The organism is Rhodococcus artemisiae (assembly GCF_036327795.1).
Lineage (GTDB): Bacteria > Actinomycetota > Actinomycetes > Mycobacteriales > Mycobacteriaceae > Rhodococcus > Rhodococcus artemisiae.
Genome location: NZ_JAUTXY010000008.1, coordinates 301,686 through 317,220, shown reverse-complemented (window position 1 = coordinate 317,220; position 15,535 = coordinate 301,686). Strand labels below are relative to the sequence as shown.

The 15,535-nt window shown below is 66.8% G+C and carries 3 protein-coding genes; all 3 read right to left on the bottom strand.

The features are described from left to right. Positions 1 to 445 (bottom strand): helix-turn-helix domain-containing protein (locus Q7514_RS18650; RefSeq protein WP_330134742.1); only part of this gene is annotated, 445 nt, incomplete at its 3' end. A gap of 176 nt (positions 446 to 621) precedes the next feature. Further along, positions 622 to 1,686: an alpha/beta hydrolase gene (locus tag Q7514_RS18645; protein ID WP_330134741.1), complete on the bottom strand. Its 1,065-nt coding sequence runs from the start codon at positions 1,684 to 1,686 to the stop codon at positions 622 to 624. Positions 1,687 to 1,858: 172 nt separating this feature from the next. After that, positions 1,859 to 15,379 (bottom strand): amino acid adenylation domain-containing protein, encoded by a 13,521-nt coding sequence (locus tag Q7514_RS18640; RefSeq protein ID WP_456239147.1) that lies wholly within the window; start codon positions 15,377 to 15,379, stop codon positions 1,859 to 1,861. Between the last annotated feature and the right edge of the window lie 156 nt (positions 15,380 to 15,535).

Below are 15,535 nucleotides of genomic sequence, written 5' to 3'. Positions count from 1 at the left end.
TGTAGTCGCTTCGGCGGTTGTAGTCCACGACTCGGCCGTCCGGATGGACCCGCCTGTTGCCTGAGCCGGAATGCCGGATTCCCCGACGCCAGTCCCGGGCGGTGCGCTCGTTGACCCCGACCTCACGGGCGGCTCGTCTGGCCGACCAGCCCGCTGCGATCAACTCCAGACAACGACGCTTCGCCTCGGGTTTACCCTTCGGTGGGATTTTCTCCCTGCTGACCAGTCCCTCGTCCACCAGGACCCGGCGGGCTACCGAGTGCGCTACCCCAGATGCCTTCGCTGCCTGATTGATCGAGCCGGTCCGCTCGTAGACAGTCACAATCAGCCGAGGGTCGGGGCCACCGATCCGGCTGCGGGGCTTACCCACCGGCCGGCCGATTGCCCTCAAGATCGCGTAGCACCGCTGCCGGGGCAGCCCGATCGCGACCGCGGCCTCTGTCACCGGAAACCCCGGCATCGATCAGCCGTGCCAGTTGGTCACCGAACCGGTCGCGGTCCTCCGTAAACGACATGATCGTCGCAACCTCTCGTTGAGAGTGTTGCGACGATCATGTGAACCCGCCCGCCCCAGGAGGGGCCTTGTTCGTCAGATGCCGGATCGACTACGTCCGGAGAAGGTCACAGTCCGAGTGCGCGCTGGAGCACCGGCCACGAATCCTTCAGATCGTCCTGCCAGTAGCCCCACGAATGGCTACCCGAGTCGCGGAAGTTGTAGGTGGCAGGGATGTCCAGTTCGTTCAGGCGGTTCTGCAGGTTGTGCGTGCAGTAGTTGGTGGCTGCCTCGATCACGCCACCCACGACCACCTGGTTCGCGAGCACGTCCACCTGGCCATCGATCTCAGGGCCGTCGAGCGTGTCGTACGGGCCGGGCAGGCCGTTGCCGTTCGAGATGTACAGCTCGAGGCCACGCAGCTGCTCTGCGTTGATGTACGGGTCCTTCTCGCGCCACATCGGGTCGTCGAGCTCGCCCCACATGTTGCGGGTGTCGCCCCCGCCCCAGGTTTCGGTGGTCACCTTCACGAACTGCTGGCCCAGCGGATCGGAGGTCTGCGCGCAGCCGCTGTACGCCGCCACACCGTTGTAGAGGTCGCCGCCTTCGATGGCGAGCTGCAGAACCGATGTGCCGGACGACGAGAGACCTGCGATCGCGTTGACGCCGTTCGTTCCGAGTGCGGCGTCGATCAGCGGCGGGATCTCCTTGGTGAGGAAGGTCTCCCACTTGTTCACGCCGAGAACCGGATCCTCGTTCTTCCAGTCGGTGTAATAGCTCCACTTGCCACCGACCGGCGAGACGACATTGACGTTCTTGTCCTTGAAGAAGTCCATGGCATCGGTGCGGAACCGCCACGTCGCGCTGTCCTCACCGCCGCCGGCACCGTTCAGGAGATACAGCGTGGGGCGGGGCTCACTGGTATCGGCGGGGCGCCACACATCGAGCAGGACTTCCTTGTTCATCGACGCCGAGTGGACGTAGACGAGGAGCTGCTGCTCACCGTACTGCTCGATACGCGTGATGTAGGAGCCGTTCTCGGACTCGACCACCTCGAGAGGCTGCTCACTGTCCCAGACGGGGTCGGCCGCGGCCGTGGCTCCACCGAAGAACAACGGCAGTGCCACGACAGCTGCCGAGAGCGCGGCGAGTCTCGTCCTTCGAGTGCATGTCCGCGACTCGACAACCTTCATTCGCTTGAACCTCCTCAGACCCGTTTCCGGGGCATGATTTCCAGACCTCGGGTGCGTCCGAGGCGCACCGTCCGGCGCAGCATTACGTATATCTACAGGTCAGGCGTGCACGTTACCGTGGATCGCACATCCGCGATCCGACAGTCCTGCGCGAGCACACCATACCGGGCGGTCACCGTGGATCAAGATCGACACGATCACTGTCCAGAGCAGGCACGATCACGTCGAGTGCGGCCGGTTCCATCATCTCTCCGTGCTGCCCCGGTACGAACCGGGTACGAATGCCTCCCGTGACGAAGGGCACCCACAGGTCCGCGGCGTCCGTTTCGGTCGGATGTTCCTCCACCGCACTGAAGAACTCCACGTCGCCGGTGAACACTCCGGGTTCGTGGCGGTTGATCAGGTCCGGTGACGTCATCGCCGCAGCGAAGATGCGTTGGACTCTCTCGATATCGAGTTCGATCAGTTCCGCCGGAACCGCACGCACGAGCGCTTCTGCGGCCTCGTGAGGAAGCCGGCCGTCGAGCGTCCCAGGATCCACCTCGACGCCGAGGGTTCGCAGGTTCTCCGAGATCTCCGACTCGAAACGGTCGTTGTCGATCCGCGGGATACTGTCGATCAGGGCAAGTGTCTCCACACTCAGACCACGGGACTGGAGTTCGACCGCCACCGCATGCGCGAGCACACCGCCGAGGGACCAGCCGAGCAATCGGTACGGTCCGTCCGGCACGGTTGCGACGATCTCGTCTGCGTACCTGCGCGCCAGATCGTCCAGTGACGCTCCGGCGAAATCGGGTTCGGTCAACACGGGCGTCTGCACCCCGTACACGGCACCCGGTCCGTCCAGGCGCGCCGCGAGCGGCGCGTAGGTCCAGGCGAGCCCGATCATCGGATGCAGACAGAACACCGCTTCCGCGGGGTCCCCGGCGCGCAACGGCAGGATCACTGCAAGGGCGGTATCCGGTTCCACGCCCTCTGCGCCGCCGGCCTCCAGCCCGAGTCGGGACGCGAGCGTCGCCACCATGGGCGCCTCGAGCAGCCACGAGACTCGCACGCCGACACCGATCTCGTCGCGCAGCCTCGCGACGACGCGAGTGGCCACGAGCGAATTGCCGCCGAGGTCGAAGAAATCGTCGTCGATACCGACCTGCTCCATCCCGAGAATTTCGGCGAAGACCCGCGCAACAAGAGCTTCGAGGTCCGTGCGTGGCGCACGGTAGGGACGGATCGCAGCCTCGGGTTCGGGGAGGGCGTCCCGATCGATCTTGCCGACCGGCGTCAACGGCACCGTGTCGAGAACGACGATTGTGTCCGGCACCATCTGCGGTGCCAACGACTGTGCGGCGAAGGCAAGCAGTTCGTGGGGCTCCACCGCAGCACCGGCAGCCGGCGTCACGTACGAGACGAGTCTCGCCGTGCCGCCGTCGGCCGCGCGAGCGATCGTGACGGCGAATTCGATTGTCTCGTGCGTGCGTAGCACGGCGTCGATCTCACCCGGTTCGATCCGGAACCCTCGGATCTTGACCTGGAAGTCGGAGCGTCCGACGTACGCGAGCTCTCCGCTCTCGGTCCAGCGCACCACATCCCCTGTGCGGTAGAGACGGGCACCGGAGACGTACGGATCTGCGACGAAACGCGCGGCCGTGAGATCGGGTCGCCGGTGGTAACCGCGCGTGAGCTGAATCCCCGACATGTACAGCTCGCCCGCGACACCCACCGGGACCGGGCGCAACCTCGAGTCGAGGACCAGGGCACGCATACCACGGATCGGCCCACCGATGGTGACTTCGTCATCGACGGACAAGGGTCGGCTGATGGTGGTGACGATCGTCGTTTCCGTAGGGCCGTAGACATTGTGGAAGATGCGTCCCGCCGACCAGCGCGTCACGAGTTCCGGTGCGACCGCTTCTCCGCCCACCGCGAGCACCCGAAGATCGTCGAGATCTTCCGGATCCAGCGACTCCACCGCTGCGGGAGTGATGAACGCGTGGGTGACTCGTTCGCGTCGGAGGAGTTCGGTGAGGTCGTGGCCGCCGTAAACACTGGTCGGAGCAATCACCAGTGTCCCGCCCCCGCCTACCGCGAGCAGTAGCTCGAGCACGGAGGCGTCGAAGCTCGGCGACGCGAAATGCAGAGCTCGGGTATCGGGCCCCAGTCCGTAACGGTCACGTTGTGCCGCGGTGAAGTTCGCCAGGCCGGAATTGGCGACGACCACTCCCTTGGGAAGTCCGGTCGATCCGGACGTGTAGATGATGTACGCAGTGCTGTCGGCGTACACAGGACGCACCCGCTCGGTCGCCGAGACCGGCTGGACCGAGTATTCCGACATCTCCGTGACGGCGGCGTCGGCGGTCAGATCGATCCATTCGATACCGTCCGGAAGTACGTGCCGATGCTGTGTCACGGTAAGGCCGAGTGCCGCTCCGGAGTCGGAGACCATGTGCGCGACACGGTCGGCCGGGTAGTTCGGGTCGACGGGCACGTACGCGGCACCGGTCTTCGCCACCGCCCACACCGCCGCAACCGATTCGATCGACCGAGTGATCCCGACGGCCACAACGTCTTCCGAGCCGAGTCCGCGACCGATGAGCAGTCGCGCCAACCGCGACGAGAACGCATCGAGTTCGGAGTAGGTCCATTCGCGTCCGTCGTGGACGAGCGCGACGCCGTCGGGATTGCCTGCTGCCGCGGTCGACAGCAATTCCCCCAACGGCAGCGCAGGGAGAGGCGGTCCACCGTCGCGGTGGACCAGCTCCTCGAGTTCCTCGGAGTCGAGATACGGCAGGGCGGCCACCGGTACCGCGGGGTCGGCGAGGATGCCGTCGACGATCCGCAGGTACCGGGTGGCGAGCGCCGTCACGGTGTCCGCATCGAGAATGTCACTGCGGTATTTGAATCCGAGCGTGACGGTGTCTTCCGCGGTGACGGCAACGGTCAGCGGATAGTGTGTGGCGTCGCGGGTGTTGACGCCCGCGACGACCAGTCCGTCGATCGATCCCGCCTCTGCGATGCCACTACGGTCCACTGGATACGACTCGTACACGAGCAGGGTGTCGAACAGCGCGCCGAGGCCCGTCCGCTGCTGGATATCGGCGAGCCCCACATGGTGGTGGTCGAGAAGCGACGCTTGATCGACCTGGATGCGCTGGAGCAGTTCCTCGGTGGTCGCAGAGTCGCCGAGTCGCACGCGGACGGGCAACGTGTTGATGAACAGTCCGACCATCGATTCGACACCCGGAAGGTCCGCGGGCCGGCCCGACACGGTGGTGCCGAACACGACGTCGTCACGACCGGTCGTGCGGGCGACGAGTGTCGCCCATGCACCCTGCAGGACGGTGTTGACCGTGACGCCGAGCCTCGCTGCGACCTCGCCGAGGGTGTCGCTGCGGTCGCGGCCGAGATCGATGTGGTGCTCGGCCGAGGTGGCTCCGGCTCCGTCGGCCTCGGAGCCGACCAGCAGCGTCGGTTCGTCGACCCCTTCGAGTGCGTGGACCCACGCGTCGACCGACTCGCGGTGGTCACGGCGCCCCAGCCACTCGAGATAGCTGCGGTAGGACGGCACCCGACCGAGCACCGCAGCATCACCCGACGTCGCGTACAGCACCAACAGGTCCTTCATCAGCAACGGCATCGACCAGCCGTCGAGGAGGATGTGGTGGCTCGTGACCGCGAGCGTCCACGCTTCGGGTCCCGTCCGCACCATCGTGAAGCGGATCAGCGGCGGCGCTGCCAGGTCGAAGGCCACGTCCTGGTCGGCGCGCAGCACCGCGTCGAGTTCTGCGGTGTCGGCCGCCCGGTTTCCCGGCCCGGTGAGGTCGAGTTCCCGCCACGGCAGCACGACGTCGTCGACGACAACCTGGACCGGCTCACCGGATTCACCCGAGACGAAGGCGGTTCGCAGGTTGGGATGCCGGTCGAGAAGTGCGGAGGCAGCACTTCGTAGACGCGCAGGGTCGACGAGTCCGGCGAGGTGGATCAGTACCTGGGTGCTGTAGACGTCGGACTGTCCTGCGGCAAGCAACGCGTGGTAGAGCAATCCGGACTGCAACGGTGCGAGCGGCCAGACGTCGGACACGTTGGGGTATTCCACTTCCCACGTGTCGATGTCGCGCTGGGTGACCTCGACCAAGGGGAGATCGGCCGGTGTCCGCCCCCCTGCCTCCGGGCGTGCCGCGTGGGTGGCGAGTGCTTCGAGTGCGCACACCCACCATTGACCGAGTTCCTCGACGTCGTCGCGGTCGAGCAGACCGGCGGGGAATCCGAGGTTCGCGCCGAGCTCTCCTCCGATGACCACCGCGTTGATGTCCACCGAGGCGAGCGCCGGGGCGTCGCCGTCGTCGCGACCGGACAGGTCACCGAGGTCGCCGGCGGGAAGCCAGCCCAATTCTGCGGCCTGCCCCTGGGGCACCTCACCGGCGTCGAGGCGTCCGAGGTAGTTGAAGCTGACCTGACCGGACGGCAGATGTGCGAGTTGCCCGGCAGTGTCGGCATTGCAGTACCGGAGCAGTCCGTAGCCGACTCCCTTGTCGGGGATGGCCCGCAGGTGTTCCTTGACGACCTTGAGCGCAGTGCCCGCGGCTGCTCCGCCCTCGATGGCGTCGTCCAGGTCGATGCCGGACAGGTCCAGCCGCACGGGGAACATCGCGGTGAACCAGCCGACGGTGCGTGACAGGTCGGACCCGGGGACGAGGTCTTCCTCGCGTCCGTGACCTTCGAGTCCGATCAACGCGGAGAGTTCATCCGTGCCGCGGTCGCGACGCCAACCGGCCAGCGCCAACGCAAGGCCCGTGAGCAACACGTCGTTGACGGTGCCGTGGTAGAGCTCCGGCAGTGTGGTGAGCAGCGTCTCGGTGACGTCGGCTGCGACCCGGACCCGGACCTTCTCGACGGTCGACGCAAGATCGATCGCGGGGTCGAAGGCACGCGCACCCAGAAGGGGGTCTGCGCCGGCCAGGATCGACGTCCACATCGGCAACTCGGTCGTGCGAGCGCCGGCGCTCCGAACGAGGGCATCGGCCCAGGTCCGGAACGACGTTCCGACCGATTGCAGCGCCACGGGCTGTCCGTGATCGATCTGCGCCCAGGCAGTCACGAAGTCGGGCACCAGGATTCGCCACGACACACCGTCGATCACGAGGTGGTGGGCGACCACGACCATCCGTCCGGTGCGGTCTGCCCCCGGCGCGGGGTCGAGCCAGACGAACTGCAGGACGGTGCCGTGCGACGGATCGAGCCGTGCCTCGGCGCTGTCGAGTTCGCGGGCCGCGATACTCCGCCACCGGTCGTCGTCCGCGTCGGCAGGCACCTCAACGTGGGAGACCAGAGAATCGACGTCGATCGAGCCCGGTGCGGTCGTCGCCAGCACCCATTCTCCGGTCTCGTTGCGATGCAAGGACGCCCGCAGCATATCGTGCCGGTCGATGACGGCACGAAGGGTCTCGACCACGTCCGGACGCGTGATCCCCCCGGGAAGTTCGAGCGCGATCGTCTGGGTGTAGCGGTCGAAGTTGCCGCCGCGCTCGACCATGTATCGCACGATCGGTGTGAGCGGGATGTCACCGACTCCTCCCCCCTCGAGTTCCACGAGCGAGGGCGCAGTGCCGGTACCGATCCGCGCGACTTCGGCGAGTCCGGCCACGGTGCGCTGCTCGAAAACCTCCCGTGGCGTGAACACGATGCCGAGCGCCTTGGCGCGCGACACCAACTGGATCGAGACGATGCTGTCGCCCCCGAGCGCGAAGAACGAGTCGTCGACACCGACCGCGTCGATGCCGAGCACATCGGCGAAGACCTCGGCGATCGCCACTTCCGTCGGCGTCGCGGGAGCCCGGAATTTCTTGTCTCCCGCGAATACCGGCGCAGGAAGCGCCTTCTTGTCGAGCTTTCCGTTCGGAGTGAGGGGCAGAGCATCGAGGATCACGATCGCGTCGGGGACCATGTATCCGGTCAGGAACTGCCCGACCTCGTCGAGCACCTCGGCGGGCACAACGGGGGCACCTGCGCGCGGGACGACGTATCCGACGACTTTGTCGCCGGTGTGCGCGTCGGTCCGCACCACAGCGACCGCATGCGCGACACCCTCGACAGAGGTGAGCGCGGCTTCGATCTCCCCGAGTTCGACACGGAATCCACGCAGCTGCACCTGGGAGTCACTGCGTCCGACGTACTCGAGTTGCCCGGAAGCAGACCAGCGCGCGATGTCGCCGGTGCGGTACATGCGGGTACCCGGCGAGCCGATCGGGTCCGCGACGAATCGTCCGGCGGTCAGCGCACCGCGGCCGAGGTAACCGCGGGTGAGCTGATCGCCGGAGACGTACATCTCGCCGGGGACCCCGACGGGGACCGGCTGCAACCGCGGGTCGAGGACATAGACGCCGAGTCCCGGGATCGCGCGGCCCACGAGGCTGGCCGCGGTCTCACTGTCGTCCGAGGCCAGTTCGAGGCGGGAGACGTGCACCGTGGTCTCGGTGATGCCGTACATGTTGACCAGGCGAGGCGCGTCGTCGGCGTGCCGGCGGTACCAGTCGGCGAGGCGACGCAGGTCGAGTGCCTCACCTCCGAAGACGATGTATCGCAGCGCGAGTCGATCCGAGTCTCGTTCTTTCGCAACACGATCGGCTTCGGCGAGCTGGTAGAAGGCCGACGGCGTCTGGTTGAGGACCGTGACATGCTCTCGCACGAGGAGTGCATGGAAGTCCTCCGGAGAGCGGGACGTGAAGTGGTCGACGACGACGAGCCGGCCGCCGTGGAGCAGCGGGCCCCACAGTTCCCAGACCGAGAAGTCGAAAGCGTACGAGTGGAACAGGGTCCACACGTCGGCGCCGTCGAATTCGAAAGCTGCTCGGGTGTTCTCGAACAATTCGAGGACCGTCCGGTGCGGAACCTGCACCCCCTTGGGGCGGCCGGTGGATCCGGACGTATAGATGACATACGCGAGGTTGTCGCTGCGCAGCGGCGCTGCGCGCTCCTCGTCCGTCACGGGTGCATCGCTACGGGTCGACAGATCGATCAGTGCGAGGTCGATCACGGGAATGCCGGTGCTCGGTAGCCCGTCGTGGTCGCCCGAGACGAGCACGACGACCGGCGACGCATCTGCGAGCATGAACTCGAGGCGGTCGGCCGGATAGGTGAGGTCGATCGGCAGATAACCGCCGCCGGCCTGCTGTACCGCGAGCAGCGCGACGACGAGGTCGTCGGTGCGGGCCATCGCTACGGCCACCAGAGTGTCGGGCCCCACACCGTGATCGACGAGTTCACGCGCGAGCCGATTCACACGGGCAGCGAGTTCGCGGTAGGTCAGGTGCCGGTCGCCGAACGTCACGGCGATCGCGTCGGGTGTGCGCGCCGCCTGATCGACGAAACGCTGGACGAGAGTGCGGTCGCTCGCCCGGGTGCCCTGTTCGTTCCACGCTTCGAGCAGCGTGGCACGCTGCTCCTCGGACAGCAGCGGTACGTCGCCGATCACGGTGTCGGGGTCGGCTGCGGCTGCGCTGAGCATCCGGCCGAGTCGATCGCCGAATGCGCTCATCGTCGCCTCGTCGAACAGGTCGGTGGCGTAGTTGAGCGACACCGCAATTCCGCCGGGCGCCCCGTCCGGCCCGAAGGCTTCGACGACGGTGACCTGCAGATCGAACTTGGCGTCGGTGATCGGGAAATCGACGGGTTCGACGGTCAGCCCCGGAAGGTCGAAGTGGGACTGCCCGAGATTCTGGAACGTCAGAGCGACCTGGAACAGCGGGTGCCGGGCCTGGGAACGTTCAGGGTCGAGGGCCTCGACGAGGCGTTCGAACGGCAGGTCGGCGTGTCCGAATGCGCCGAGGTCGGTTTCACGGACCCGCGCCAGCAGATCGCCGAAGGTGTCGGACGGGTTCACCTCGGTGCGCAACACCAGGGTATTGACGAACATCCCGATCACGTCGTCGAGAAGCTGCTCGCCGCGACCCGCGATGGGCGAGCCGACCACGATGTCGCCCGTGCCGGACAGCCGGGCGAGCAACGCGGCAAGTGCACTGTGCACAACCATGAACAGCGACGTGCCCCTCGCGCGGGCAAGTTGTTCGAGTGCGGCGTGTGTCGGTGCGTCGATCTCGAATGCGGTGTTCGCACCCCGATACGACGCGACCGAGGGGCGGGGCCGATCCGCAGGCAGGTCCAGCTGCTCGGGTATACCCTTCAGCGTCTCGCGCCAGTAGGTGAGCTGCCGCGTGATCGGTGACTCCGGGTCGGTCTCGGATCCGAGGACCTCGCGCTGCCACAGCGTGTAGTCCGCATACTGCACGGGCAGCGGCGCCCAGTCGGGTTCGTGACCCTCCGCGCGCGAGGTGTACGCGAGCATCACGTCCCGCGCGAGCGGGCTCATCGAGAAACCGTCGCCGCTGATGTGGTGCAACACCACGACGAGCACATGCTCGTCGCGGCCGAGGCGCAGAAGGGAGATCCGCAAGGGCACCTGTTCGGTGACGTCGAACCCGCCCGTCACCGCAGCCTCCACGTGTCGCGCCACGTCGGTATCGTCGATGTCGACCACGACGATGTCGGGTACGGCCGACGCCGCGGGGAGGATCACCTGCTGTGCAATACCGTCCGATTCGGGATAGACGGTGCGCAGCGACTCGTGTCGTCGGATGACATCGGCGACCGCGGCGCGCAGGGTCTCGACGTCGAGTTGTCCACGCAGCCGGATCGCGAGTGGCAGGTTGTTCACGGACGAGTCGGGCTCGAACCGGTTGAGGAACCACATCCGCTGCTGCGCAAGCGACAGCGGGATCCGCTCGGGTCGGGTCTGCGCCGTCAACGGCGCCACGGGCCCCTCGCTCGATACGGACTCGACATGCGCGGCAAGGAATTCGACGACGGGGTACTCGAAGAGCGCGCGCACCGCCACCCTGGTGCCGAGGGCGGAGCCGAGGCGCGCCACGACCTGTGTTGCCACAAGCGAGTTACCGCCGAGCTCGAAGAAGTCGTCGTCCCGGCCCACCCGATCGACATCGAGGACATCACCGAAGACACCGGCGACGATCTCTTCGACCGGGGTTCGTGCCGCGCGGAACTCTCGCGACTCGAAGACGGGCGCGGGCAGCGCCTTCCGGTCCAGTTTGCCGCTCGTGTTGAGCGGGAATTCATCGAGCTCGACGATCGCCGACGGCACCATGTACGACGGCAATATCTCCCGCACGGTAGCGAGCAGCGCTTGCCGGTCCACGGACTCACCGACCACATAGGCCACGAGCTGTTCGCCGGTCGGCGTGGGCACGACGAGCGCGGTCGCCTGGGTGACCCCCGGGTGTACGAGGAGCGCGGTCTCGATCTCGCCGAGTTCGATCCGCTGTCCGCGGAACTTGACCTGGAAGTCGGTACGGCCCAGGTAATCGAGAGCGACGGCGCCGTCGCCGGTGCGGATCCACCGAACGAGATCGCCGGTGCGGTACATCCGTTCGCCGGCATGCCCGAGAGGGCTCGCAACGAACCGGTCGGAGGTCAGGTCGGGCCGGCGCACGTACCCGCGCGCGAGCTGGACTCCTGCGAGGTACAGCTCCCCCGGTGTGCCGAGGGGAACCGGCTGCAGACGCGCGTCGAGGACGTAGACCCGAACGTTCCATTCGGGTAGCCCGATGGGCACGACCCCGGTGGCGTCTGCGGCCTGGTAGGTGACCGAGACCGCGGCTTCGGTGGGTCCGTAGAGGTTGTGTACCGCGGCATTCGTTCCGAGGCGATGGAAGGCGGCGACCGTCTCCGGGGGAAGTGCCTCACCGATGACGAACACGAGACGCAGCCCGGAGCAACTCCCCGCCGGGGCGTGCGCAGCGAACACGGTGAGCATCGACGGTACGAAGTCCGTGAGTGTCACCCTGTGACGGTCGATCATGTCGGCCACGTACGCCGGGTCGCGATGTCCGTCGTGGTCCGCGACGACCAGGCACGCACCGCTGCGCAGCGGCAGGAACCATCCCCACAGCGACACATCGAAGGTGGTGGCAGTCTTCTGCAGGTACACATCGTCCGCGCCGATGGTGTATTCGTGCACCATCCAGGCGACCTGATTGACGATCGCCTCGTGCGACACGGCGACGCCCTTCGGGCGTCCCGTCGACCCGGAGGTGAAGATCACGTAGGCGGGGGTGGCCGGCCGGATCGGCCCGCTCAGTTCGTTGTCCTGAATTGGTTGCGCCGCATAGTGATCCAGGGCGAGAGCGTCGACATCGACGGCATTCGCATCGGAGGGGAGATCGGAGCCGTCGGCGACGGTGGTGAGCACGCACACCGGCTGGGCGGTGTCGAGGATGTGCCCGATCCGCTCCGACGGATGGTCCGGATCGAGTGGGACATAGGCGCCGCCCGCGGTGATCACAGCGTAGATCGCCACCACGAGATCGACGGAACGACGGATACCGATCGCGACGAGCGCCTCGGGGCCGACGCCCATATCGATGAGGTACCGCGCGAGCCGGTTGACGCGTGCGTCGAACTGCGCGTAGGTCAGCGTCTCGTCGCCGAAGACGACTGCGGGAGCATCCGGGGTGCGGAGAACCTGGGCGCGGTACTCGGACAGGAGTGTTTCGCTGTCCACGGCGCGGTCGGTGGCGTTGACGGTGTGGACGAGTTCGCGGCGCACGTCGGGTGCCAGCAGGTCGACATCACCCACGACGGTGTCGAGGTCGGAGACCAGTGCATCGAGGGTCGCGACCAGCCCGTCGGCGAGGCCGCGCACCGTGTTCTCATCGAAGAGATCCGTGGCGTAGGTGAGCTGCGCGGACATTCCGCACGGTTTCCCGGCGTCGAGTCGCGGGGTGACGGTCAGCTGAAGATCGAACTTGGCGACGGCACCGCCGAGATCGACCGCGTCGATGTCGAGGTCAGGCAACGACAGGTCGGGTCGATCCATGTTCTGGAAGAACAACGCGACCTGGAAGAGCGGATGGTGCCCGGTCGAGCGCACGGGGTCGAGGACCTCGACCAGTCGCTCGAACGGTAGTTCTGCGTGCGCGAACGCATCGATGTCGCCGGTGCGGACTCGGTCGAGCAGCGCGGCGAAGGTGTCGCCCGGTGTGACGGCCGTGCGTAGGACGAGGGTGTTGACGAACATACCGATGAGGTCGTCGAGGGCCTGTTCGCCTCGACCCGCGACGGGGGTGCCGATGGCGATGTCCGTAGTGGACGACAACCTTGCGAGCAGCGCTGCGAGCGCAGCGTGCACGATCATGAAAGGTGAACAGCCCGTCGTCTGCCCGGTCTCCGCGACAGCTGCGTGCAGGGAGGCGTCGATCTCGAACAGCACGGTGCCTCCGCGCCCGGACGCCTCGACGGGCCGGGGGCGGTCGGTCGGCAGGTCGAGGCGGTCGGGTAGTCCGTCGAGCATTCTCGTCCAGAACTCGATCTCTCGTGCCGCGACCGAGCCCCCGTCCGACTCATGGCCGAGCACCGCTCGCTGCCACACCGTGTAGTCGGCGTACTGCACGTCGAGCGGCGACCATCCTGGAGCCTCGCCCACAGTGCGAGCGAAGTATGCGGTGGCGAGGTCTCGTACGAACGGGCCAGTGGATGCTCCGTCGGCCGCGATGTGGTGCACGACGAGCACGAGGACATGCTCGTCGTCGGCCACCTGCAGCAGTTCGACACGCAGCGGCACTTCTTCGGCGACGTCGAATCCGGTGGTGACAGCGTGGGCGACACGGCCGGCCACATCGGCGGGAGGCACGATCTCGACCTCGACGGGAGGCGCGACCTCGGACGCATCGAGGACCACTTGACAGCCCACACCGTCGCGGTCGGGGTAGAAGGTGCGCAACGATTCGTGCCGTTCGATCACGTCGTGGACGGCTGCGCGAAGCGCCGCGATGTCGAGTCTGCCGCGCAACCTCAGGGCCACGGGGATGTTGTCGGCAGCGGAGGCCGTGTCGAAGCGGTTGAGGAACCAGATTCGCTGTTGCGCAGGTGACAGCGGGATCGGATCGGGTCGCGGTCCAGCAGTGAGTGGCGTCCTTGCGGTGTCGCCGGTATGCGCATCGACCAGCGCGGCGAGTGCCACCACGGTCGATCCCTCGAAGACCAGACGAGCCGGTACACGCAGGTCGAGGCGTTCCCCGAGTCGGGCAGCGACCCGGGTCGCGACGAGGGAGTTTCCGCCGAGATCGAAGAAATCATCGTCCAGGCCCACCCGCTCGATACCGAGCACGTCCGCGAACACCGCCGCGACCGCGACTTCCGTCGCGGACTCCGGCGCCCGGAACTCGGTGACCATCAGGCCGGGGTCGGGAAGCGCGTCGCGGTCGAGTTTCCCGGTGGGTGACAGCGGAATGGTCTCGAGCTCGAGAATGACCGACGGAACCATATGCGAGGGAAGATGTTCGGATGCCTCGCGGGAGATCGCTCGGACGTCGAGGCCGACGTCCGCAGTACCGTGCACGTACGACACCAACTGCGTTTCCCCGGCCGCAGTCGAACGCCCCACCGTCACCGCGAAATCCACACCGGTACACGACGACAACACCGCATCGATCTCACCCAACTCGATACGGAAACCGCGCACCTTCACCTGAAAATCGTTGCGGCCCACATACACGATCCCCGACCGAGCATCACGCGGACCCCGCACCACATCACCGGTCCGGTACATCCGCGTACCACCCGGCGCCGCCACGAACCGCGACGCAGTCAACCCCGCACGACCGTGATACCCCCGAGCAACCCCGGGACCCGACAGATACAACTCACCCGCCACACCCACCGGAACCGGATGCAACCGCGAATCCAACACGTGACCAGAAGAATTGCGGATCGGCGCACCGATCGTCACCTGCTCACCCGGCACCAACGGATCCGACATCGTGATCACGATCGTCGTCTCCGTCGGACCGTACACGTTGAAGAACCGACGACCGGGCGCCCACCGCGCCACCAGATCCGGCGGGCACGCCTCCCCACCGACCGCCACACACTCGAGCACACCCAACCCCACCGGGTCCACCGATGCCAATGCAGCCGGTGTCACGAAGGCATGGGTAACCCCATGATGCACAACAAGATCCGCAAACTCGACCCCGCCGTAGACCGACGTAGGCGCCACCACCATCGTCGATGATGCTCCCACCGCCAGCAGCAACTCCATCATCGACGCATCGAAACTCGGCGACGCGAAATGCAACGTCCGCGACCCCGGACCCAGCCCGTACCGCTCCACCTGCTCGGCACAGAAATTCGCCAGTCCCGAATGCGATACCACCACGCCCTTGGGCTGACCCGTCGACCCCGACGTATAGATCACGTAGGCCGTATTCTCGACCCGCAACGTCCGAACCCGCTCGTCGAACGACACCGGATCCGCCGGAAGAGCCGACAACGCCGTCACCGTCGCGGGATCGTCGAGTGCAATCCAGCGCGCCGTCACCGGCAGCGTCGGTATCGTCTCGGCAAGGGCCAGGCCGAGGACCGCGCCGGAATCCACAGTCATGTGCTCGACGCGGTCGGCAGGATAGTTCGGATCGACCGGCACGAACGCGGCACCGGTCTTCGCGACCGCCCACGTCGCGACGACCGACTCGAGCGATCGAACGAACGCGAGCGCGACGACGTCCTCCGGGCCGACTCCCTGACCGATCAGCAGCCGGGCGAGCCTCGAGGATGCCTCGTCGATCTCCGCGTAGGTCAATGAACGATCTTCGTATACGACCGCGGTGGCCGACGGATCGCGTTCCACCGCCGCGGCGAGCAACTGCGGGAGCAGTAGTGCGCGAGGTTCGCGACGCCGCGCCGGACGCTGACGGGTGCGCGGGCGTCCGGAAGCCGGCGGGCGTTCGCCACGGCGATCATCAAGATTCATCCGTGCATTGTCCCCTTGCCCCGTCCCGTGCTC

Excerpts from the sequence above, each read along its gene's own strand:
- Q7514_RS18645 (WP_330134741.1), bottom strand. The coding sequence starts at position 1,686 with ATGAAGGTTGTCGAGTCGCGGACATGCACTCGAAGGACGAGACTCGCC.